This is a genomic window from Bradyrhizobium sp. SOJA106 (assembly GCF_059448745.1).
On sequence record NZ_CM182549.1, the window covers coordinates 3,327,396 to 3,349,624 of the forward strand.

General features: G+C 63.2%; 18 protein-coding genes. 13 read left to right on the top strand and 5 right to left on the bottom strand.

From position 1 onward, the window contains the following. The first annotated feature begins 53 nt into the window (after positions 1-53). Complete coding sequence (locus AC5V87_RS14890; protein WP_495371432.1) at positions 54-287, top strand: hypothetical protein; 234 nt, start codon at positions 54-56, stop codon at positions 285-287. 16 nt (positions 288-303) lie between these two features. Here the strand turns inward: AC5V87_RS14890 and AC5V87_RS14895 are convergent, their stop codons facing one another. Further along, positions 304-2,628, bottom strand: a complete 2,325-nt coding sequence (locus tag AC5V87_RS14895) for a membrane-bound PQQ-dependent dehydrogenase, glucose/quinate/shikimate family (RefSeq protein ID WP_495371898.1) — start codon at positions 2,626-2,628, stop codon at positions 304-306. Positions 2,629-2,897: 269 nt separating this feature from the next. Between AC5V87_RS14895 and AC5V87_RS14900 the strand changes: the two genes are divergently transcribed. Beyond that, on the top strand, positions 2,898-3,755 hold the full coding sequence (locus tag AC5V87_RS14900; protein WP_456839372.1) for an SDR family oxidoreductase: 858 nt from the start codon (positions 2,898-2,900) through the stop codon (positions 3,753-3,755). Between the two features lie 52 nt (positions 3,756-3,807). On the opposite strand, the gene AC5V87_RS14905 is transcribed toward AC5V87_RS14900, so the two are convergent. Together AC5V87_RS14905 and AC5V87_RS14910 are read right to left on the bottom strand one after the other, a co-directional pair. After that, a complete protein-coding gene (locus tag AC5V87_RS14905) occupies positions 3,808-4,542 on the bottom strand; it encodes an SDR family NAD(P)-dependent oxidoreductase (RefSeq protein WP_495371433.1) in 735 nt (244 codons plus the stop codon). Then, positions 4,539-5,594 (bottom strand): LacI family DNA-binding transcriptional regulator, encoded by a 1,056-nt coding sequence (locus tag AC5V87_RS14910; RefSeq protein ID WP_495371434.1) that lies wholly within the window; start codon positions 5,592-5,594, stop codon positions 4,539-4,541. The genes AC5V87_RS14905 and AC5V87_RS14910 overlap by 4 nt, the downstream gene beginning before the upstream one ends. 184 nt (positions 5,595-5,778) lie before the next feature. Between AC5V87_RS14910 and AC5V87_RS14915 the strand changes: the two genes are divergently transcribed. The 8 genes from AC5V87_RS14915 to AC5V87_RS14950 all read left to right on the top strand — a co-directional run bounded on the left by AC5V87_RS14915 (position 5,779) and on the right by AC5V87_RS14950 (position 14,095). Further along, on the top strand, positions 5,779-7,077 hold the full coding sequence (locus AC5V87_RS14915) for an ABC transporter substrate-binding protein (RefSeq protein WP_456839369.1): 1,299 nt from the start codon (positions 5,779-5,781) through the stop codon (positions 7,075-7,077). A 61-nt stretch (positions 7,078-7,138) separates the two neighbouring features. Then, the gene (locus AC5V87_RS14920) at positions 7,139-8,026 is read left to right on the top strand and encodes a carbohydrate ABC transporter permease (protein ID WP_456839368.1); all 888 of its coding nucleotides are present in this window, start codon (positions 7,139-7,141) and stop codon (positions 8,024-8,026) included. 4 nt (positions 8,027-8,030) lie between these two features. After that, entirely contained in the window at positions 8,031-8,858 is an 828-nt protein-coding gene (locus AC5V87_RS14925; protein ID WP_456839367.1) for a carbohydrate ABC transporter permease, read from the top strand. A gap of 7 nt (positions 8,859-8,865) precedes the next feature. Further along, complete coding sequence (locus tag AC5V87_RS14930) at positions 8,866-9,870, top strand: zinc-dependent alcohol dehydrogenase family protein (protein WP_456839366.1); 1,005 nt, start codon at positions 8,866-8,868, stop codon at positions 9,868-9,870. Between the two features lie 6 nt (positions 9,871-9,876). Beyond that, positions 9,877-10,941, top strand: a complete 1,065-nt coding sequence (locus AC5V87_RS14935) for an ABC transporter ATP-binding protein (protein ID WP_495371435.1) — start codon at positions 9,877-9,879, stop codon at positions 10,939-10,941. Further along, positions 10,938-11,897: a sugar kinase gene (locus AC5V87_RS14940; RefSeq protein WP_495371436.1), complete on the top strand. Its 960-nt coding sequence runs from the start codon at positions 10,938-10,940 to the stop codon at positions 11,895-11,897. Before AC5V87_RS14935 ends, AC5V87_RS14940 begins: the two co-directional genes overlap by 4 nt. Further along, positions 11,894-12,931, top strand: coding sequence for a tagatose 1,6-diphosphate aldolase (locus tag AC5V87_RS14945; protein WP_495371437.1), 1,038 nt, complete (start codon positions 11,894-11,896; stop codon positions 12,929-12,931). Before AC5V87_RS14940 ends, AC5V87_RS14945 begins: the two co-directional genes overlap by 4 nt. Positions 12,932-12,970: 39 nt before the next feature. Continuing rightward, positions 12,971-14,095, top strand: a complete 1,125-nt coding sequence (locus AC5V87_RS14950; RefSeq protein ID WP_456839362.1) for a mandelate racemase/muconate lactonizing enzyme family protein — start codon at positions 12,971-12,973, stop codon at positions 14,093-14,095. Between the two features lie 882 nt (positions 14,096-14,977). Here the strand turns inward: AC5V87_RS14950 and AC5V87_RS14955 are convergent. Further along, positions 14,978-15,505: a hypothetical protein gene (locus AC5V87_RS14955; RefSeq protein ID WP_456839361.1), complete on the bottom strand. Its 528-nt coding sequence runs from the start codon at positions 15,503-15,505 to the stop codon at positions 14,978-14,980. 1,008 nt (positions 15,506-16,513) lie between these two features. Between AC5V87_RS14955 and AC5V87_RS14960 the strand changes: the two genes are divergently transcribed. From AC5V87_RS14960 to AC5V87_RS14970, 3 genes are all read left to right on the top strand, one after another. Next, positions 16,514-17,860 (top strand): calcium-binding protein, encoded by a 1,347-nt coding sequence (locus AC5V87_RS14960; protein WP_495371438.1) that lies wholly within the window; start codon positions 16,514-16,516, stop codon positions 17,858-17,860. A gap of 203 nt (positions 17,861-18,063) precedes the next feature. Continuing rightward, positions 18,064-19,905 carry a type I secretion system permease/ATPase gene (locus AC5V87_RS14965; protein ID WP_495371439.1) on the top strand — a complete coding sequence of 614 codons (1,842 nt, stop codon included), beginning with the start codon at positions 18,064-18,066 and terminating at the stop codon, positions 19,903-19,905. After that, positions 19,905-21,434 (top strand): HlyD family type I secretion periplasmic adaptor subunit, encoded by a 1,530-nt coding sequence (locus AC5V87_RS14970; RefSeq protein WP_495371440.1) that lies wholly within the window; start codon positions 19,905-19,907, stop codon positions 21,432-21,434. The genes AC5V87_RS14965 and AC5V87_RS14970 overlap by 1 nt, the downstream gene beginning before the upstream one ends. A gap of 90 nt (positions 21,435-21,524) precedes the next feature. On the opposite strand, the gene AC5V87_RS14975 is transcribed toward AC5V87_RS14970, so the two are convergent. Then, the gene (locus AC5V87_RS14975) at positions 21,525-22,208 is read right to left on the bottom strand and encodes a N5-glutamine methyltransferase family protein (protein WP_495371441.1); all 684 of its coding nucleotides are present in this window, start codon (positions 22,206-22,208) and stop codon (positions 21,525-21,527) included. Between the last annotated feature and the right edge of the window lie 21 nt (positions 22,209-22,229).

Sequence of the window (22,229 nt, forward strand, 5' to 3'; positions counted from 1 at the left end):
CAGTGGGGCGGAACGACCATCGGCGCCGTGTCCGGTGTCTGGTCGACGATCTCATGCGCCTGGTGACGGAGCATCACCTCGCTCCAGAATTGATGCATCGTGTCACGACAATGAGCGCCGGCACCCTGGACGCGCTTCGCCACAACGGCACCGTGCTTCTGCTGTTGCCGATCAGCGGTCTCACCCACCGGGAAAGCTATCTCGACATGGTGATGACCGTGATCGTCAGTTGCATGATCGCGCTGGTCGCCGTGCTGATACCGGGGGCGATGTTCGGGTCGTTCTGAGGGCTGAGATCGCCAGCTAATGTCGTTCCGGCAGCGCATAGGCGCGGACGTAATCGCCGAGCTTGGTGCCGAACGAGCCGTGGCCGCCGTCGACCGTGACGACGTATTGCTTGCCGCCGGCCTCATAGGTCATCGGCGTCGACTGGCCGCCGGCGGGAAGGCGGTCCTGCCAGAGCTGCTTGCCATCGCGGACGTCGAAAGCGCGGATGTAGTCATCCATCGTTCCCGTGATGAAGACGACGCCACCCGCGGTCACGATCGGGCCGCCCAGCATGGGGACACCGAGCTTGAATGGCAGCGGCAGCGGCGCCTGATCGCGGATCGTGCCGATGCGATGTTGCCAGATCACCTTGTGCGTTCTCAGGTCGATGGCCGCGATATTGCCCCAGGGCGGCGCGAGGCAGGGGATGCCGAGCGGCGAAAGGAAGATGCCGAGATCGACGCCATAGGGGGCACCGTACATCGGCTGCACGCCGAGTTCGGTGCCCGGCGGATGCGCCGCGTTCGGCGCGGCCGGGTTGTCCTTTCCACGCGGAACGAGGCGGGAGACGAACGGGATCGATTGCGGGTTCGCGATCGCGATCTGACGTTCGGGATCGACGGCAATGCCGCCCCATTCGAACATGCCGAAGTCGCCCGGGAAGACCAGGGTGCCCTGTTCTGACGGCGGCGTGAACGGGCCCTCATAGCGCAGGCGCTTGAACTTGATGCGGCAGGCCAGCTGGTCAAACGTCGTGCTCCCCCACATCTGCGCGTCGGTCAGCATGCCGGGCGGGCGGAAGCTCAATTGCGAGAAGGGCTGCGTCGGCGACAGCCGGTCGCCCGGTGCGGGTCCTTGCGGCACTGGCTTCTCCGGTGCGGGCACCAACTGATGCCCGTCGCGGCGGTCGAGCACGAAGATGTCGCCGGTCTTGGCCGGAATGTAGATCGCCGGCGTCACGCTGCCATTCGAACGCAGATCGACCAGGCTCGGCTGCGATGGCATGTCCATGTCCCAGAGATCGTGGTGCACGTTCTGGAACGACCAGCGCAGCTTCCCCGTCATGATATCGAGCGCGATTAGAGCCGAATCGTAACGCTCGTTTTCGGGCGAACGTCCGCCGCCCCAGATGTCCGGCGAGCTCGAGCCGAGCGGCACGTAAACGAGCCCGAGGCTCTCGTCGACCGCGGAAATGCTCCAGGAGTTGGGAGAGCCCGCGGTGAATTGATGCGACGCCGAGGGCATCTCGTTGGGGTCGGTATTGCCGGCGTCGAACGCCCAGATCAGCCGCCCGGAATAGACGTCGAAGCCGCGGATCACGCCCGATGGCACGCGATCGGAATAATTGTCGATGACGGCGCCACCGACGATCAGGACCTTGTCGGTGACGACGGGCGGTGAGGTTCCCTCGTAGAAGCCGAGGGTCTGGATCTCGCTTCCTTCCTTGAGGTCGATCTGCCCGTGATTGCCGAAACTCTCGCAAGGCTTTCCGCTCTGTGCGTCCAGCGCAAACATGCGTCCGTCATTGGTCGGAATGAAAATGCGCTGGGCACAATCGGCCGGCGCAGGCGCACCGTCGGCCGTCACGGCGCCCGGTTTTGTTGCGTGATAAGACACGCCGCGGCAGGTCATGTGCTGGAAGGTCTTATTGTGCTGGACCTGCGGGTCGAACTTCCAATGCAGTTTTCCGGTCGCAGCCTCCAGGGCAAATACGATCTGATGCGGAGAGCAGGTGTAGAGAAGATCGCCGACCTTGAGCGGCGTCGCCTGGTTGGTGATCTCGTCGGGATCATCCGGCCCTTTGTGGTCACCGGTGCGAAATTCCCAGGCCAGGGTCAGATCCTTTACATTGTCCCTGGTGATCTCGCTCAGCGAGGAATATCGCGTCCCGAAGCCGCTGCCGCCATAGGCGGTCCAGTTCTCGGCTGCGCTGGCCGGTGAGGAAGAGGCAATGGCGCCGGTCGTGTCGTTCCCGGGGATCGTGCCGGCAAGATCGCGGCGGTCGCTCGTCAGCGAAATACGGAGTACGACGGCTGCAACGACAAGGACGAGACCGAGCGCCCATCGCGCCGCTCGCAAGCGGGGACCGAGGCGGGAGGCAACGAAGGGGAGCAACAGCCATAGGCCGAGCGGCGCAAGCACGTCGCCGCGCGGGGCCAGCGACCAGAAATCGAATCCGGCTTCCCAGATCGCCCACGCCATGGTGGCGGCAAGCAGCGCGGCATAGACCCAGAGAGCCTCGGCACGACGGCGCGCGAGCAGCCAGCCGGTGAGCAGAAGCATGGCCCCCGCGAGGAGATAGTAGGCGGAACCGCCAAGGGCTGCGAGCCAGGCACCGCCAGCGAGGAGCGCCAGTCCCATGATGAAGACGACCGCGATGGTCACGGCCAGCAATGGGATCTCACGGAAAGAGATCGGTGAACGATGTGTCGGAGTCATGATGCCTGCTTCAGCGTAGCGACAAGCGCGGGATTCCGCGCGCGAGCGCGCGCAGCCGCTTCCGACATAGTCATTTCCCGACATGCCGATGTTCCGTTGCGGCAATGTCTCTGCGGCCGAGAGGTTCCTGCAAGGCTAGGAACTCTTGCGCAAGCCTTCCGTTAGCGGGAGTAGATTCCCGGAGCGGTTCGATGACTGAATACCCAAAGCCTCCTTTCCCTTCGCAGCAGCAACCGATGCCTGGTTCAACGCGTGCGATGGATCCCCGGCCGGATCACGGCGAGGAGAGTTACAAGGGCGCCGGGCGCCTCGCCGGAAAGAGGGCGATCATCACAGGCGGCGACAGCGGGATCGGCCGCGCGGTCGCGATCGCCTATGCCCGTGAAGGCGCGGACATCGCCATCGCCTATCTGAACGAGGACGAGGATGCGGCCGAGGTCAAGGCGCTGGTGGAGCGGGAGGGCCGCAAGATCGTCCTGATCCCGGGCGATATCCGCAGTCCCGATCACTGCCGGTCCATCGTGCGTCGTACGGTCGAGGACCTTGGCGGGATAGACATCCTCGTCAACAATGCCGCGCATCAGGCCACGTTCAAGGACCTCGAGGAGATCAGCGACGAAGAGTGGCAGCGGACGTTCGAGACCAACATTCATGCCATGTTCTATCTGACCAAGGCCGCCGTACCCCACATGCGCCCGGGAGCTGCGATCATCAACACGGCCTCGGTGAATTCCGACATGCCTAACCCGAGCCTGCTCGCCTATGCCACGACGAAAGGGGCCATTCAGAACTTTACGGGCGGCCTCGCCCAGATGCTGGCCGGGAAGGGCATTCGGGTCAACGCAGTCGCGCCGGGCCCGATCTGGACGCCGCTGATCCCCTCGACCATGCCGGAAGAGACAGTGAAGAATTTCGGCAAGCAGGTGCCGATGCAGCGCGCCGGCCAGCCGGCCGAGCTCGCAACGGCCTATGTCATGTTAGCCGATCCGCTCTCGAGCTACACCTCAGGCGCGACCCTGGCCGTCACCGGCGGAAAGCCGTTCATCTGAACGGGAGATAAGGCGGCGCAATTGGTGCGAAGCGGGCCGCGTCGCGTCTCGGTCATCCCGCAAGAAATCCGCCGTCCACCGCGACCACCGTACCCGTCGCATACTGCGACGCTGGCATGCAGAGGAATGCGACCGCGCCGGCGATGTCCTCCGGTTGTCCCCAGCGCTTGAAGGCGGTGCGATCGGCGATGCGCTGATAATGTGCGCGATCGGTGCGGCCGGCGGCGTTGATTGCGGTTTCGATGTAGCCAGGTGCCACCGCGTTGACGCGGATACCTTCCTCCGCCCATTTGAGGGCGAGTGCCTTGGTCAGCATCACGACGCCACCCTTGCTGGCGCAATAGGCGGGGATTCGCGGCAGCGCCAGCATCGCATTCATCGAGGCGATGTTGACGATCGAACCCTTGCTCTCCGCGAGCAGCGCATGGAACGCCATGCAGGTCCGGAACGTACCGGTGAGATTGACATCGAGCACCTTCATGAATGTCTCGATCTCGAATTCCTTGTCGCGTGCAAGAATGCCGGCGCAATTGACCAGCGCGTCGACGCGCTTGTGCTGTCCGGCGAATGACGCGATGGCCGCATCGTCGGTGACATCGAGAGTCGCAAGCGTGAGGCCAGCGCGTGGGTTGAGCAGGATGCGGGCAAGATCGGCATCGTTGGCACCGGTTGCTGTGACCGTCGCGCCGAGGTCGCAAAACTGGTTGCTGATCGCCGCGCCGATGTCGCCGGCTCCGCCGATCACGACGGCATGAAAGCCGGGTGCGAGGGAGAAATTCGAAGTCATTGGGGTTGTCTCACTTCAGGGATTTCGGAGGCGGGGCCGGTCGATTCACGGACCACCAGCGAGAAGTCGATCTCGCGGTGCATGATGGTCTGCTCGCCGGCGAGGCTCCGGACCAGATATTCGCCGGCGCGCTGCCAGGTTTCCCCCGTCGGGACGTGGATCGTGGTCAGGCTCGGCCGCAAATGGCGGCTCCAGTCAAGGTCGTCGAAACCGACCACCGACAGATCGCGGGGCACGGAAAAGCCGTCGCGCTCCGCCTCCAGCAGCACGCCATAGGCGATGACGTCGTTGCCGCACACCAGGGCCGTCGGGCGATCCTTGAGATTGAGGAGATAGCGGGCCGCCTCGCGGGCGTCGTCGAGCGTATAGGGCACCTCGACGTGCCATTGCGGGGGAAGCTCGATGCCATTCTCGGCGAGCGCGCGGCGAAAGCCGGCGACGCGGGCGCTGGCGCGGTCATTGTTGCGCTGAAGCGCCGAGACGATCCCGATGCGGCGATGACCGAGTTCGATGACATGTGCGGCGGCGCGATGGGCGGCCGCTTCGTTGTCGGTGCCGACGCAAGGGTAAGGACGGTCAGGCTGGTAGATGCCGACATTGATGAAAGGCACCGCGTTGTCCGCGAGCAGCTTGCGCAATCCGTCGTGATGGCAATCGCCGCGTAGCACGAGGCCGTCGACGCCGCGGCTGATCAGATTGCGCGCCTGCTGCAATTCGACGTCGAGATCGTAGCCGCTGGTGGTGAGGAATAGCATGTATCCGACCGAGGAGAGATACTGCTGAAGCGAGGCAATACCGCGCGCGAACATCGTGTTGTCGATCGTCGGCACGATCGCGCCAAGGGTACGTGAACGGCGCGACGAGAGGATGCGAGCCGGCGCATGCGGGATGTAGCCGAGCGCGTCGATGGCCTGCTCGATGCGCGCGCGCAGGGGCGGGCTCACCGCATCGGGATTATTGAGCGCGCGCGAGACCGATGCCGTCGAGACGCCGGCGCGGGCCGCCACGGCGCGGATGCCCTGCTTCACAGACTTGGCGCTGGTTAGTCCCATGTATGTAACGTTACATCTCGGCTCGGATCGCCGGTTGATAGCGGATAATGTCGCATATTCGTCGCAGATTGCAGAGCTTGTCCATTGCTTGACACGGCGTTGGCGGAGCGTAAATTGTAACCGTTTTCATGCCATAGTCAAAATGGTCCGCCAGCTTAAGGCGGCTCGCCGGGAGGAGAGTTCGATGAAGGCCAGGATGCTTGCGACGCATGTCGCGTTGCCCGTTCTCGCGATTGCCGCCAGCGCGCAGGCGCACGCCGCCGATTTCGACTGGATGAAGTTCAAGGGCAAGACCGTCACCTTTCTCGCCAATAACAATCCGGTCGCGCAGGCGCTGCTGACCTACAAGGCCGATTTCGAGAAGCTGACCGGCATGACGCTCAAGGTCGACGGCTATCAGGAACAGCAGATGCGCCAGCGTCTGGTCACTGTCATGAATGCGAACAGCGACGAGGTCGACGTGTTCATGACGCTACCCTCACGCGAGGGCGAGCAGTTCGCCGCCGCCGGCTGGTACGCCGATCTCACCGCGATGGCCAGGAATGAGGTTGCCAAGGATTACGACCCTGCCGGGCTGAGCCAGGCGCTGCTCAAGGCGGCTACGTTCAATGGCAAGCTCACCAGCATGCCCATGAATCTCGAAGGGCCGATCTTCTATTACCGCACGGACATCTTCAAGAAGTGTGGCCTCGATGCGCCGAAAACGATCAAGGACGTCGAGGCTGCCGCCGAGAAGATCAAGACCTGCGACAGCGCGGTGACGCCCTTCGTCTCGCGCGGCCTCAAGCCGGCGGTCGCCTACACCTTCAGCAATATGCTGCACAATATCGGCGGCACGTACATCGCTGGCGGCAAGTCGAACCTCTGCTCGGCCAAAGGCAAGGAAGCCCTCGACACCTATAGCCGGCTGCTGCGCGATTTCGGTCCGCCCGGCGTCGTCAACTACAGCTTCCAGCAGATCTCCGCGCTCTATCGCAGCGGTCGCGCCGCGATGGCGTTCGAATCGTCCAACGAGCTGCGTACCGTGATGGAAGGCGGCGCGCGCCTGAAGGACACCGGTCTGCTGCCGTTCCCGGCGGGCGAGGCTGGGCAGGTGCCGACCACGATCGGCTGGGGCATGGCAGTGTCCTCGCACAGCAAGCAGCCGGATGCGGCCTGGTACTTCGTGCAGTGGGCGACTAGCCCCGAGGTGCAGAAGAAGATGGCGCTCCAGGGCATTGCGCCGCCGCGTCCGTCCGTCGCCAACGATCCTGAATATCGCAAGTGGATCGAGGAGGAGCCGGTGCGGAAGGAATGGCAGGCCGCGCTCGACGTGCTGGCCACCAAGGGCTCGTCCGAAGTCGGCTATCCCATCGTCGCCAATCCGCAATCGCGCGAGTTCATCGGGCAGGCCGTGCAGGATCTGATCCTGAAGCAGAAGCCGATCGACCAGGCCTGCGCGGATGCCGACAAGGCGCTCGATGCACTGATCGCACTGAACTAACGGCTTCTCGCCGGCAGGCCAGCGGCCTGCCGGCACCCAATTCGATCGAGGACACCAACGCATGTCGGACACGGCTGCGGCACTCAGGCAGGACCGGCAGAAGCTGGAGATGGCGGCGCTCTCGGCGCCGGCCGTGATCTTCACGCTCGCGATGATTGCGTTTCCGGTCGTCTATACGATCTGGCTCGGCTTCCAGAATTTCTCCTCGACCGGCAAGCAGTCGTTCGCGGGGCTCGCCAATTACTCGAAGCTGATCTCAGACTACGAGTTCTGGCACGGGCTGTGGGTCACCATCGCGCTTTACTTGCTGTCGCTGGTGCTCCAACTCGTCTTCGGCGTCTGGCTGGCGCTGGTGCTGTTCCACGCCAAGCGCCTGCCGGGCATCGTGCGCTCGCTGTTCATCTCGCCCTTCATGATGCCGCCGGTCGTGGCTGGGATGATGTGGCTGGTGATTCTCGATCCGTCGCTGGGCGCCGCCAATTATATCCTTCAGCTGTTTGGCTTGCCGCCGTCGGACTGGCTGGCCTCGCCGATATGGGTGATTCCGACCGTGGCACTGATCGATAGCTGGCAGTGGACGCCTTACGTCGCCCTGATCGTGCTGGGTGGATTGCAGTCGCTGCCGCCGAGTGTCTACGAGGCCGCGCAGATCGACGGCGCATCCCCGTTCAAGACGTTCCAGCGCATCACGCTGCCGCTGCTGCTGCCGACCATCGTCACCGCGGCGATTCTGCGCAGCGTCGATCTGCTGCGCTTCTTCGACATCATTTACATCACCACCCAGGGCGGCCCCGGCAACGCCTCGAATACACTCAATATCTACGGCTTCCGCGTCGGATTCGAATTCTTCAACATCGGCTATGCCAGCGCCCTGATGCTGACGCTGACGGCGATCGTGTTCGGCGCCGTGCTAGCCTTCAACCGCCTGCGCGGCGCGGTGGCGTGGTGACCCCATGACCGGTGCAGCCACCACCGATCGCTGGATCCGCTGGCTCAACACGATCCAGCTCGTGCTCGCCGGCGTGCTCATCATGGCGCCGACGGTCTGGATGGTGCTGTCCTCGTTCAAGCCTTCCTTCGAGGTCACCGCATATCCGCCGACGCTGATCTTCAGGCCGACGCTGGAGAACTACGTCGAGTTGACCAAGACCACGCCGTTCCTGAGCTATGCGCTCAACAGCCTCATCGTCACAGTCGGCTCGACCGCGCTGGGACTATTGTTCGGAATTCCGGCCGCTTTCGCCGTCTCGTGGACGCGCATCTCGTGGCCGGCAATCCTGACGCTCGCCGCGCGCATGGCGCCGGGCACGCTGTTCCTGCTGCCGTGGTACGTCATGTTCCGGCAAGTCGGCATGATCGGCTCCTACACCGCGCTGATCCTCAGCCATGCCGTGATCACGCTGCCGATCGTGATCTGGGTGTTGCTGCCGTCGTTCGACGGCATTCCACGCAGTGTGTTCGAGGCGGCGCAGGTCGACGGATGCAGCGTCACGCGCCTCCTCTGGCGCATCGCGCTGCCGCTGGTGGCATCCGGCGTCGCCGTCTCGGCGATCCTCGCCTTCGTGTTCTCGTGGAACTACTTCCTGTTTGCGCTGGTGCTCTCGAACGGCGACACCAAGACGCTGATCGCGGCGGCCTTCAACTTCATCGGCGAAGGCTCGACGCAATGGGGCGCCCTCATGGCCGCGGCGACGCTGATCGCGTTGCCGCCACTGGTGTTGGCGGCCCTGGTTCAGCGCTGGCTGGTGTCCGGACTGACGCTCGGCGCGGTGAAAGGCTAGGTATCTGATGAACGTATCACCCCGTCCGAATGCGATCATGCAGGCTGCGGTCTTCCACGGCAACGACCGCATCACCATCGAGCGCGTCGCGATGCCCGAAGTCGGAACCGGCGAGGTGCTGGTGCGCGTCTCGCGCACCGCGCTGTGCGGCTCGGACTTCAAGCTCTGGCACAAGGGCGCCGAGTTCACCGCAGGTCACGAGATTTTCGGCGTGGTCGAGCAGCCTGGTCACCGGCTGCATGGCCGCCGCTGTGCCGTTTATATCCCGCTTCATTGCGGTCATTGCGCCGCGTGCGAGCGCGGCGACACCCAGATGTGCCTGGAAGTCTCCAGCCTGATCGGCTGGAACAGGCCGGGCGGCTATGCCGAATACGTGCCGGTGCCGGAGAACTGCCTGCTGCCGGTACCCGATGATATCGAGGATAGTCTCGCGCCGCTGCTGCTCGACACCATCGGCACGTCAGGCCACGCCGTGCGCTTCGTCAGTCGCGTGGTGCCAGCGCGTGAGGCAGGTCCGGTCCTCGTCATGGGGGCGGGGCCGGTGGGCCTCGGCGTGGTGCTGGCGCTCCGCGCGCTCGGCTATAGCGACATCTACGTCGCCGATCCCAACGCGGCGCGGCTGAAGATCGCGCAGTCCTTCGGCGCGACGGCGCACCCGGTCGGCGCGACCTCCAAGCGCTTTGCCCTCATCATGGAATGCTCGGGGGCCCATGCGGCGCGCAACCTCGGCATCGATCTGGTCTTGCCGCGCGGCGCGCTGGTGCTGGTGGGCGAGAACGCTGCGCCCTGGACCATCGAGGAGGGCAAGGTCTTCCGCCGCAAGGACTTCTACATGATCCGGACCTTCTATTTTCCGGTCTCGGAGTTCGAGCCGAATGTCGAGCTGCTGCGCAAGTACAAGGACGAATATCGCGTCCTGGTCGACGGCGAGTTCGGCCTTAAGGCCTTGCCCGAAAATTTCGCCCGCTTCGCCAAGGGCGAACTGATCAAGCCCGTGCTGGCGCTGGACTGAGCGATCATGGCCTCGATCTCGATCCGCAATCTCGTCAAGCGCTACGGCAATTTCACCGTCATTCCCGATCTCAATCTGGAGATCGCGGATCATGAGTTCGTCGTCTTTGTCGGCCCGTCCGGCTGCGGCAAGTCGACCTTGCTGCGCATCATCGCGGGTCTTGAACCGATCTCGTCCGGCGACCTCTATATCGGCGACAAGCGCGTCAACGGCGTCCAGGCCGCGCAGCGCGATATCGCCATGGTGTTCCAGGACTACGCGCTCTATCCGCACATGAAGGTCTACGACAACATGTCGTTTGCGCTGGAGCTGCGCGGTACGCCGAAGGCGGAGATCGATGCCCGCGTGAAGCGCGCTGCCGCGCTGCTCCACATCGAGCCTTATCTCCATCGTAAGCCGAGGGAGCTCTCCGGCGGTCAGCGCCAGCGCGTCGCCATGGGCCGCGCCATCGTGCGTAACCCCAAGGCGTTCCTGTTCGACGAGCCGCTGTCCAATCTCGACGCCAAGCTGCGCGGGCAGGTGCGCACCGAGATCAAGGCGCTGTCGCAGGAGCTGAAGACCACCATGGTCTTCGTCACCCACGACCAGATCGAGGCCATGACCATGGCCGACCGGATCGTGGTGCTCCAGAGCGGCACGATCCAGCAATATGACACGCCCGAGATGGTCTACGAGCGGCCGGCCAACCAGTTCGTCGCCGGTTTCATCGGCTCGCCCGCGATGAACTTCTTCCCGGTGGCGTGGCGCCAGGAGCGCGCAATCCTTTCGCAAGGTGGAATGGTGGTGCCGCTGGACGGCGAGACCGCAAGCCGCCTGAGCAAGGCCGGCAACGCCGTGTTGGGCATTCGCCCTGAACATTTTGCCGTTGCTACCGATGGCATTGCGATCAACGTCAAGCTGGTCGAGCCGCTCGGCTCGGACACGCTGATTCATTTCGATCTCGCCGGCGGCCCCGCGATCGCGCGGGTCGATCCGTCGCTGCGGCCGAAGGTCGGCGATCGCATCAGTCTGCGTCCGCGGCCGGGCAAGACGCATCTGTTCGATGCGGCCAATGGACAGGTCCTGCGGTGAACGCATCGGCCAACATGGATGATCTCTCCGCGCTGGCGGACGTCGCGTCCAGGGCGAGACCCGTGCACGTGATCTGCCTCGGGCTGTCCGCGCTCGACCAGGTCTGGCGCGTCGATCGGCCGTTCGCGGGCGGAAGCGAGAAAATCAAGGCCGTCGCCTACGGCACGCTCGGCGGCGGTATGGCGGCCAATGCGAGTGTGGCAGTGGCAAAGCTCGGCGCCTCTGTCGCGTTCTGGGGGCGGGCAGGGAACGATGCCGCCGGCAAAGAAATGAAGTCGGCCTTCATCGCTGAAGGCGTCGACGTCGAGAATTTCCGGCTGTTTCCTGATGGACGCTCGTCGGTTTCCGGGATCATCGTCGACAGCGCAGGCGAGCGACAGATCGTCAATTTCCGTGGCCTCTATCCGGAGGCCGCGGACTGGCTTCCGCTCGAAACCGTGGCGCGCGCATCGTCCGTGCTGGCCGATCCGCGCTGGGCCGAGGGCGCCGCCACGTTGTTCGGGGAGGCGCGGGCGCGTGGCATCCCGACGGTGCTTGACGGCGATATGGCCGATGCAGAGGTGTTCGAGCGGCTGTTGCCGTTGACCGATCATGCGATCTTCTCCGAGCCTGCGCTCGCCTCCTTTGCTGGCTCCGCCGAAGATGAATCTCTCGCAGCTTTGGCGCGCTTCGGCTGTACCGTTATCGCCGTGACACGTGGCGAGGATGGCGTGAGCTGGTACGAGAACGGCCAGCTGCAATGGCAGGCGGCCTTCGCCGTCGACGTCGTCGACACAACAGGCGCGGGTGACGTCTTCCATGGCGCCTATGCACTGGCGGTCGGCGCCGGCCTCGATGTGGGCGCCGCCATGGCGTTCTCGGCAGCCACGGCTGCCCTCAAATGCCGCCACGCCGGCGGCCGCAACGGAATCCCCGATATCAACGAGTGTCTTGTATTCATGAGGACGAAGGCATGAGAACGATTGGAAAGAACCGCGGCCTGGCACGACTTGCTGACGCGGATGGCCACTTTCGCATGGTCGCGCTAGATCAGCGGCCGCCACTGTTCGATGCCATCGCGAAAGCCAAAGGCATCACACGCGAACAAGTCGAATATTCCGACGTCACGGCGGCCAAGCGCCTCCTCGTCGAGAACCTCGCGCCGTATTGCAGCTCGATGTTGTTCGACCCGAATTTTGCGGTGCCCGCCGCGATCGACCTGTTACCGCCGCGATGCGGCTTGATCATGACTCTGGAAGAGCATCGCGTCGAGGAGACCGCTGGCGGCCGGAAGTCGCGCGCGATCACCAATTGGAGCGTGGAGAAGATCCGCGCCATGGGCGGTGACGCCGTCAAGGTGCTGGCCTGGTACCGGCCGGACGCCGATGCCGCGGTGAACGAGCACCAGAAGCGCTTCGTGCGGGAGATCGGGCAGGACTGCGCCCGCCATGACATTCCCTATGTCCTCGAACTGCTGGTCTATCCGTTCCTTGGCAGTGCCAACCACACCGCCGACTACGTGGAATCGCCGGGCAAGCTGCCGGGTCTCGTCATCGACAGCGTTCGCGAGTTTGCCAAGCCGGAATATGGTGTCGATCTGCTTAAGCTGGAGAGCCCGCTTGCGGCCGACGGTCTGCCGGCCCGCGACGGCAGCGCCGAGGCGAAGTCCGCGCAGAAGAAGTTCGATGCGATCGGCGATATCTGCCGCGAACGGAGCATTCCCTGGGTACTGCTGTCGGGCGGTGCGGCGCCTGAAAAGTTCGAGCGTGTGCTCGACTACTCCTATGCCGCAGGCGCAAGCGGCTTCCTGGCGGGCCGGACCATCTGGCTCGATGCCGTCCTGAAGTATTTCCCGGATCGCGCGGCAGTCTCCGCAAGCCTGCGCAGGGATGGCCTCGGCGTGCTGGAGCGGCTCAACCGGCTGACCACGGCCAAGGGCACGGCATGGAAGGCGCGTTTTCCGGTATTCACCGACATCAAGCAGGAAGGTGACTTCGCGCGCGCCTACTAAGATGGTACCGGTTCCGCATGGTCTCGCAGGATCTGCAACATGACCGATAGCTTCACCATCCGTTCGATCGAGGCGTTCTGCTACCGCTACCCACTGGCTACGCCGGTGGTGACCTCGTTCGGCAGCATGCTTGACCGTCCCGCCGTCTTCGTCCGCGTTGTCGACGAGGACGGCGTCGAGGGTCGGGGGGAGGCGTGGTCCAACTTTCCTGCTCCAGGCGCGGAGCATCGCGCCCGGCTTATCAACGAGGCGCTTGCGCCGAGCCTCGTCGGGCGCAAATTCGAGGCTCCCGCTCAGGCTTTCGAAGCCCTGACCAAGGGCACCGAGGTGCTGGCGCTCCAATGCGGCGAGCCTGGACCGTTCGCGCAGGCGATTTCGGGCATCGATCTCGCGCTATGGGATCTTTTCGCGCGACGCCAGAATTTGCCGCTGTGGCGGCTGCTCGGCGGACAGTCGCGCACGGTCAAGGTCTACGCGAGCGGCATCAATCCCGGCGGCGCCGCGCAGACGGCCGAAGCTGCGCTTAAACGCGGCCATCGTGCGCTGAAGCTGAAAGTCGGCTTCGGTACCGAGACCGACCTCGCCAATCTCGCGGCGCTGCGCGACCTCATCGGCACGGGTATGCTTGCCGCGGATGCCAATCAGGGGTGGTCCGTTGCGCAGGCGTTGGCAATACTGCCGCGCTTGGCCACATTCGATCTGCGCTGGCTGGAGGAGCCCATCCGCGCCGACCGGCCGCGCGAGGAGTGGCGCAGGCTGCGGGTCGTTGCGAAGATGCCGATTGCCGCAGGCGAGAATATCTCCAGCGTGGAGGGATTCAAGCTCGTTCTGGCCGAAGACGTGCTCGGCGTGGTTCAGCCCGACGTCGCGAAATGGGGCGGGCTCAGCGCCTGCGCCGGCCTCGCGCGTGACGTCCTGAAATCGGGCAAGACGTTCTGCCCACATTATCTCGGTGGCGGCATCGGGCTGCTTGCCTCGGCGCATCTCTTGGCGGGCGTTGGAGGCGACGGCTGGCTCGAGGTCGACATCAACGACAATCCGTTGCGCGATCTGTTCTGCGGTCCCGTCGCCGATGTGACGGACGGTACGATCATCCTGGGCGAAGAGCCGGGGCTTGGCTTTACACCGGATCTTGCTTCGATTGCACGTCACCGCAGTTTGTGAAAGCCTCCGCACCAGTAGCCATGGCCGCACACGATGCGTCTTTCCGGCAAGGACATGCTCAATCGACAACCCAAAGCGCGATCACGATTCATCCCAATCTCATCGCGTCGTCCGCTGCCGCTCCCCTAGTCTAGCGCTTCGGGCCATCAGCGCCGCCTGTGCCTCTCGAATCCAGCATACGTTGGATGCGTTCTGCGTGCTCTTTCGTCAGATTCTCGGCCAGATCGGCTCCAATCACCGCCGGGCCTTTCCTTTCTCGATCGTATACCATCCAACCCTTGCCACCCATTCGAACAAAAAATCTGCTCTGCAATGGCGTTCGGTCATTCACCAAAATGGCTCCAAAATCCTGGGCTATTTCTACTAGTCAAGCTCCGAGCATAGCATCTGCCTATGCAAGCTGAATCGGGACATTTTGGCAATTCCTCGTAGAGGTGTATCAAACACAAAATTGAGTAACGTGTTTCGGCATTTGGACCCGAGCCCGCGCTCCTCTGCAGATAGAGACGCAGCCCATGATGAGGCGAGCACAAGGAAAGGTGTGATTGGGCGATCCGGAGAGGGCTCGGCAGACCGAAGTGGCTGATCGGGATTTTTCAGCTAGCGCAATTTCCGTCAATGCGTTGGCAAGGACAACGAAAGAGATCTATTCGGAATATTTCGATGGCGGCGACGCAGTCCAGCCGTGTGCCCGCTGGCGACAAACCTATCGGCGCCGCCAGCGGCTTTTTGCCAATCTCTCCGCGAACAGATGTGAATGCACCAAGTAACAGAAGTATTGGTCAGGATCAGTCGGAGCGAATTGGCGACAGAAACATGCTTTTGTTCATGCCCAGCGGAAGCATACAGTTGTTCCACTGAGTTGCCGGCGAGGGGCTCTATTCACATCACCGCGTTGCGTGGATTCACGACTGTGTACCCTCTCAATGAACGCGCGTGTATTCGCGTTGTGTGTCCACCTGAGTTGGCGTCGTATGCCATCCAAACGTCGCCGGCGACATGCTGCTCCAGGACGAAAACGTGTCCGCGCCTTGCCGCAACCATTCCTGGTGCCGGCGACGTGCGCGGGAACCGCAGCCAATTTGCCGCGAGGTTCAGTTCCGGCACGATGCGGCCAAATACGCGCAGGGCGGCGCCACAACCGCAGAACGCAGAGGGGCAACCGGCGGGGCGGCCGCCAACAATTCGACTGCTGGTGGGAGTATTGAGCGCGGCAAGTTGATCTAACCGATGTGTCCGCGGCGAGTGCCGCAACACCGTTCGCTGATTCAAGTTTTGCGAGTAGGATGAGAAGTCACAGGGCATGGTGATGTTGCATTCGGACGCGCGATCTACTCGATATGGTCGCGCGTCCGAAGTGAGGGAGGTGATCGCAACGAAGCAGCACGCAAAAATTACTTGCTTGAACATCACAGGCTCCAAATTGAAGGACCCCGCCCCGAGCAAGGAACAACCATCAACAGATTGGCTGAAATCCGCCGAAAAAGCGGCCTCACTCTGGATGAGAGGCCAACTATACTTCTGGAGTAACTCCAAGCGTGCCGCTCGTCGCAGAGCGCCGCGGCCGCAGATGCGCCCCCGCTTCACGTGTCAATCATTGTCACGTAGTTCACATGAAGGGTGATTGGGCCCTTCGATCCGTCCAAGATCACGCGGAGGCTCTTGGGGTAGTACCCGGCCCCAATCACAGTCCCGATCCTTCCAGCGAGGCGAGGACCGGCGGCCTGCTTTACCTGAATTCGTGAGCCCGCTGGAAACTTGAGCTCGATTTCGGCCAACATAGAATCCTCGGCAGCGAGTGCCCAATTCTGCCCGAACGTCGCAACAGCGTTGCGCCAGATGGACGGGCGCGTGCGATTTCACAAAAAACGGCTCTTCGATTGACGGCGCTGAACGAGCAACACAGCCCGACGCCTAAGACAAAATTCCTTTCTTCCGCAACTTCGCGGCTCGCTCGGCAACGAAATCGATTTCGGTGCCTCAATACCGATGCCTAAGCGAATCCGGCTTGCAATAAATCAATCGCCGAACGGGACCACTGAACAATGGAAAGGCGCCGATGAGAACCTCCCTCATCGGGAGTAATCCGCGAGCATAGCTTGTCCCGTTTGCTGTCCGCCGTGGCATTGAAACAATTGTGTCAGCGTTGTGCCGGATTTTCAGAGCTCTCCGTAGTCCCGATCGTTGGCAGAGCGTTGAATCCCCTTTTGAAACAGGCCGCCTCGCAATTTGGCAAACCATTGCTGTCGTGTTGCTGTGCAAACTTTAGGCACAACAATCCCTTGGTTACGCCCAAAGGAACGGGAATTCCCGCCTCAAACGTAAACATACGTTAGCCGCCGTGGGACGCACGATCGGTTGTCGGCGGTCAGGCCCAAAAGGGTCACTGGGGGTTTCAACACACATAGGGGAATATCATTGACTACCTTACACTACGCAGCTGGCGGGGGTCTGGACTCGAACGGTAACTACACACCAGCCGAAGCGGGATTCAATCTCGCGGACATCCAGTACGTCGACCAGGCGAACGCATTGCCCAACGGCGTGCAGGGTCTGGTCTGGCTCGATCAGTATCAAGGTGTGACTCAGGACTTCATCGACAAGGTCACACCTTTCCTCAACAATCCAAAAGTGTTCGGCTTCTACCTCGTGGATGAGCCGGATCCCACCGGGCAGTGGGGCCCGCAAGCCAACGCGGCGGACCTGAAGGCGGAATCCGACTGGATCCACCAGCACGATCCCGGCGCCAAGACGTTCACGGTCCTGAACAACATGGGATCATCGGACGACCCGAGCTACATGAACAGCTACAACCAGGCGAATACCCACATCGACTACTTCGGTCTCGATTGGTATCCGGTCTGGTCGGATCGTCCGAACGTCGATCTCAGCACCATCGACAAGTACGTCGCTGCTGCGGAACAGGCAGGTATCCCGCTCGACTCGATTGTCCCGGTGTACCAGGCGTTCGGCGGGGGCGGCTGGACCACCGAAACCGGCAGCCAGGTCGTCATGCCCAGCGCCGAACAAGCGCAGGCGATGATCAATCACTGGGCGGACCTCGTTCCCAACCCGGCGTTTGACTACGCCTATGCGTGGGGCTCGCAGAATGGCGATACGGCGCTGGAGAACTCGCCGGAATTGCAGCAGGTCTTCCACGCGCACAATACGAGCGCGGGTGCGTCGACCCCGGTCCCGCCGGTCGTTAGCGCGCCCCCGGCTGAAACCCCGACCGACACGCCGGCGCCCGATCAAAGCGGAAGTTCGGCCTCCGACGGCAGCACGCCTCCAACTTCCGACGCGAGCGGAAGCACTGGGACGGACGGCAGCACGACGACGCCTGTTGCCGATGCCGGCGGAAGCACCGGCGGCTCGACGGGAAGCTCCGCGCCGACGACCAGCCCGACGACACCGGTTTCCGGTTCGGACGGAGCCACCGACCCTTCGGCCGGTGGTACGACGGACACTGGCTACTGGCATGGCGGCCATGGTCACTGGTCGGCCGACGCGTCCGGGTCCACCAGCGGCGATACCGGCGGCTGGCACAACAACCACGGCGGGAGCTTCGATTTCTCGCAGTGGATCAATGGTGCCACGGCGTCCTCGTTCGGAGGTCACGGGGGATGGCGAGGCCTGAACACGCTGTCATCTGCGGTGTCGGATGCAATCACTGATCAGACCGATACCTCGGACACGGGGTCCTTCGTCGGGCATCTGGCTGACTTCGTGGCTCACCACCACGACCATCACGCGTGGCACTCGTGAGCTCCTAGCGTAGTTTTGCAACAAGAGCATACGCGCGGTCCGCCCGCGCGTATGCTCAATGTGGGGATACCTCGCGACCGCAGTGGTCGGGAGTAGGGGTGCCATTCCGCGCACGGCGGAATGTTGAAATGCGGGCGTCCTGACGCTCGATTGCATGCAATTTTCAACCAGCTTACCGCCGCCCGGCCAAGGGCGGCCCGGATATGCACATGCACGCTTCGGCAAAACAATCAGCGCTCGCGAGCGCTCTCCGTCAGATACGTCCCGGCCTGATCGCGGCCGGCGGACTATCCATCTTCATCAATCTGCTGGTATTCGTCTCGCCGCTCTACACCATGCAGATCTACGATCGGGTGCTAACGAGCCGCAACGGGATGACGTTGTTGCTGCTGTCGGTGATCGCGCTCGCGCTCTTCGTCAGCTACGCGGCGCTCGAGCATTTTCGCAGCCGCGTTCTTGTGCAAACCGGGCTTCACTTCGATCAGCTCATCTCGGGGGAGACATTCGAGACCGCGCTCGGACAGGCGCTGAGCACAAGCAGCTCGCACCATGTCCAGCTGCTGCGCGACGTCGATACCTTGCGAGAGGTGCTGTCGGGCGGCGTGATCACGTCGCTGATGGACGTGCCGTGGACGCCGATTTTCCTCGCGATCTGTTTTCTGCTCCATCCCCTGATCGGCTTGGTCGCCCTGGTCGGCGCAGTGATCATTCTGACGCTGGCCTTCCTCAACGAGCGTCTTACGAAGAAGCCGCTGAATGCGGCTGCGTCGAAGAATCTCCATGCACTTGACCGTTTGACCTCTTCGCTCCGCAACGCAGAAGCGATCCGCGCGCTTGGAATGGGACCTGCGATCCGCTCATCCTGGGCGCAAACTCATGAACAGGCGCTGTCGGAAAGCGCGACGGCCGGAGAGCGCGGTGGGACGTTGCTCGCAATCTCCAAATTCCTGCGCATGGCGATTCAGGTCATCATCATGGGAGTGGGCGCCTATCTTGCGATCCAGCAGGAAATCTCGGGAGGTGTGCTGTTTGCCGCTTCGCTGATCATGGGACGCGCTCTTGCGCCCGTGGAGGCTGCCGTCTCGCAATGGAAGGCGCTCGTTGCCGCGCGGACCTCCTATGCCCGACTCAATCGCGCGCTTGAGGCGCGCGCCACGGAGCGGCGGCCGACGAGACTGCCGGCGTTGGTGGGCCAGGTCTCGCTCGAGGCCGCGACGGTTCTCGTTCCCGGTTCGCAATTGCCGGCTATCGCCGACGTCTCGTTCCGCCTGGAGCCGGGCGAGGTCGTCGCCGTCGTCGGCCAGTCCGGCTCCGGAAAATCGTCGCTAGCACGGGCTCTAGTCGGAGCCTGGCCGCTGGCGCACGGCTGCGTGCGTATCGACGGTAATGATATTGGGCATTTCGACCCCAATTTCCTCGGACGGAACCTGGGCTACCTGCCGCAGGACGTGGAGCTGTTCGCCGGCACCGTGCGCGACAATATTGCTCGTTTCCGCGACGACGCGTCCGACGAGGCGGTCGTGGAGGCGGCGCAGTTGGCATCGGCGCATGCAATGATCCAGCGTCTTCCGAAGGGCTATGACACGGTGATCGGGGATAACGGCGCAGGTCTCTCCGGCGGCCAACGGCAGCGCATCGGGCTCGCACGCGCACTGTTCGGCAAGCCTGTGCTGGTCGTGCTCGACGAGCCGAACGCGAATCTCGACGGCGACGGCGATCGCGCGCTGGCCGATGCGATCCAGAGACTGCGGCAGAGTAAGGTGACGATCGTGATCATCAATCACCGACCGAACCTGCTCGCCGCCGTAGACAAGATCGTGTTCATGCACGACGGGCGGCTCGGACGAATCGGGACGCGCGAGGAAATGCTGCCTGCGCTGCTTGGCAAGACAGTTGCACCGATGCGACGCGAGGTGCGCGGGCCTGCCGAACACCATCGTGCTGACCGCCATCATCATGCTGAGGGCCACCACCGCGCTGAAGGTATTCACGGGTCCGCGCAGTTTTCAAATCAGCTGCGCCCGGCGCACGCGACGAGGCAATAATGGACAAGATGTTGCAACGGGGAGCGGACGCTCTCGACAACGAACTGGCGGAACTTCTGAGGCAGTTCAACAAAACCGGCGAAGCGGCGCGAGCGCCGCTGGCTCCCGGCAAGCTGGCACCGCAAGCTCCGGATCAACTCCTTGCCAAGGCGAAAGCGATGACAAGCTCGCTGCTTCACCTTGCAAAGACAAAACTGCCCGCCCTGTGGTCCCAATGGTCCTCAGTGGGCGACAATGAGGGGCCGCCGGGCGATTGGAAGACGCCCGCGCGGCGGGGCTTCCTGATCGTCTTCCTCACCTTTGGCGTGTTCGGCGGCTGGACAGCCCTCGCATCGATCGATGGTGCCGTGGTGGCGACCGGCTCCGTTGTCGTCGAGAGCGACCGCAAGGTCGTGCAGCATCTCGAGGGTGGAATCGTCCGGGATCTGATGGTGACAGGCGATGCGCATGTCGCGGAAGGTCAGGTCCTGTTGCGGCTCGACCCGACCCAGGAGCGGGCCAAGGAGGAGATCGCCCGCTCGGCGGTGTACTCGGCGGTCGCTGAGGAGGCACGTCTGCAGGCGGAAGCCGAAGGAAAGGATAGCATCACGTTTCCGGCCGAGCTGCTCCAGAAGAGCTCAGATCCGAGCGCGCTGCGCGCAATGGGGGACCAGAAGCGGCGCTTCGATGAACGTCGCGCGGCGCGAAAGATCGAGATCTCGATTCTCGAGGAGCGAATCGCGCAGGCGCAGCGGCAGATCCAGGGAAACACCGCGCAAAACAAGGGCGCCCACGCGCAATTCGACAGTGTGAGCCAGGAATACACCAAGCTCAAGCCGCTCGCTGACCAGGGCATCGTGCCGTTCGCGCGCGTCGCCACGTTGGAGCGCTCCAGAGCGGACCTCGAGGGCAAGATCGGCGCCTATGAGGCGGACATCGCTCGCTATGGCCGCATCATCGACGAGTCGCGGCTGCAGATCGATCAAGTCGGGCAGAAGGTGCTGGAGGAAGCAACCGGCAAGCTCGCCGACACCCGTGCCCAGCTTGCTGATGCGCGCGAGAAGCTGCGCGTCGCCGTCGATGTGCTGGCCCGGATGGAGGTGCGCGCACCGCGATCTGGGCGGATCGTGAACCTCAAGGTTCACACGATCGGTGCCGTGATCAAGGCGGGCGAGGTGTTGATGGAGATCGTGCCGGATAACGACGTGCTCGTGGTGGCTGCAAAGGTGTCGGCGCTCGACATCAACCACGTCCAGCTCGGCCTGCCGACCGAGGTGCGGCTACCCTCATTCAAGGCGCGCACGACGCCGATCGCTCTCGGGGAGGTGCTTTCGATCGCGGCCGATGCCACTCGCGACGATGCGACGCATCAACCCTATTACGAGGTGAAAGTGTCGGTCCAGGTCACTCAGTTCCCCGAGGCAGTCCGTGAGAAGCTCAAGCCTGGCATGATGGCTGACGTTCTGATCGCAACCGGCGAACGCACAATTCTTGCGTATCTGACCCAACCGATCACGGACGCGATCCGGCGCGGCATGAGGGAAAGCTGACGACACGTCGGCTTTCGCTCGCCGGCGCGCGGGTCGCTGGACACAGTGATGCCGGCCCATCGTTCGGGTACGACGCGGGCGAAACCGGCATCAATTTGCGTGCGCCATTACGACGCGACCGGTGCCGGTCTCGTCCCTAACCACGCGGACATTCCCGTAAGCCTCGTTGCGTTCGAGCAGGGTTGCCACTTGGCGATCCTGCCCGCGGCCGACTTCGAACAGCAGCAGTCCTCCCGGCCGCAAGTATCGAGGTGCGTCTTTGGCAACGCGCATATGGATGCTCAGTCCGTACGGCCCGGCAGCGAATGCCTCACGCGGCTCGTCTATGAGCAGGGAAGCGCGATCGCTCTTGAGGCGCGATTCCGAGATGTAGGGTGGGTTGCAGACGATCGCGTCGATTGTTCGCTCCAGCTGCAGAGCCGACAGGGCTCCGAACAGATCGCCTTGAAGCACGGCCATGCGTGAATCGAGGCCGTGATGGGCAGCATTGCGTCGCGCGAGCTCGACACACCCGTCGGTCAGATCGCTGGCCCAGACGCGAGCACCGGGCATGTTGAGCGCAATCGCGCATGCCAGATTACCGGCGCCGCAGCACATGTCGACGACCAGCGGCGCGGAGAGGTGTCTTTGGCGTAGAGCGTCAATCGCGGTTCTGGCAAGCAACTCCGTCTCCGGCCGAGGCACGAGAGCGCCGGGAGTGACCAGCAGCTCGATTCCCATGAACAGCGTGGATCCACGCCCGTAAGCTTCGCCGACATTGATTGTTTCAGCCATTGCCTTCAGACCCCCGTTCCT